1 protein-coding gene is annotated in these 1,095 nt (G+C 65.3%); it reads left to right on the top strand.

The window, feature by feature from the left end:
* Nucleotides 1–108 precede the first annotated feature (108 nt).
* Nucleotides 109–1,083, top strand: a complete 975-nt coding sequence (locus ISU07_RS23680; RefSeq protein ID WP_194709328.1) for an IS481 family transposase — start codon at nt 109–111, stop codon at nt 1,081–1,083.
* The last annotated feature ends 12 nt before the right edge of the window (nt 1,084–1,095 follow it).

Consider the following 1,095-nt stretch of genomic DNA (forward strand, 5'->3'; position numbering starts at 1 on the left):
CTAGGTGTACCCGGCCAGGACCTGGGTAGCGGCGAGCCTGGTTGAACGAACGAGAACCTCCGAATGGGATGTGGCTTGTCTAAGGCCCACTTCCACCCGGAGGTTCTCGTGTCCCACGGTAGTGCCCGCACCACCTTCCAAGGACGGCTGCTGATCGTGCAGCGCCGTCAGGCCGGCTGGCCCCAGGCGCACATCGCTGCCGCGATGGGCATCTCCCGCAAGTGTGTGAAGACCTGGCTCGACCGCTATGCCGCTGAGGGCGAAGCCGGTTTGCGTGATCGCACCTCGCGGCCGCACTCGACACCGACTCGCACCGATGCAGCGACCGAGGCCGCCGTGATCGAGCTGCGCCGGACCGAACGGATCGGGCCCGACGAGATCAGCCACCGGCTCGAAGTGCCAGCCAGGACGGTGTCCCGGATCCTTGCCCGTCACGGCATGCCCCGGTTGTGCATGCTTGATCCGATCACCGGCCAGGTCATCAAGGCCTCCAAGACCACAGCAGTGCGCTACGAGCACCCTCATCCGGGATCGCTGGTCCACATGGACGTCAAGAAGCTCGGCCGCATCCCCGACGGTGGTGGTTGGCGCGGACGCGGCGAGCTGGTGAGCAACCACCAGTCGAGGAAGGACAAGTCCCTCAAGGTCGGCTTCGACTACGTCCACTCACTGGTCGACGACCACTCCAGACTCGCCTACAGCGAGGTCCTACCCGACGAGAAGGGCCCGACCTGTGCGGACTTCCTCCAACGCGCCCTGGCCTACTTCGCCGACCACGGCATCGACCGCATCGAGCGGCTGATGACCGACAACGCATGGGCCTACAAGTGGTCCCTGCGGCAGGTCTGCGAGGACCACAACCAGATCAAGCAGGTCTTCATCAAGCCGCACTGCCCCTGGCAAAACGGCAAGGTAGAGCGCCTCAACCGCACCCTGCTCACCGAGTGGGCCTACCGCCAGCACTTCACCACCAACGACGCACGAACCGCCGCTCTTGCCCCCTGGCTCGAGCACTACAACACTCAACGCCGTCACAGCGCACTCGGAGGCCACCCCCCAATCAGCCGCCTGCTACCAACGTGATGGCCGGGTACA

Origin of the sequence: Nocardioides islandensis (assembly GCF_015352455.1) — a bacterium.
GTDB lineage: Bacteria > Actinomycetota > Actinomycetes > Propionibacteriales > Nocardioidaceae > Nocardioides > Nocardioides islandensis.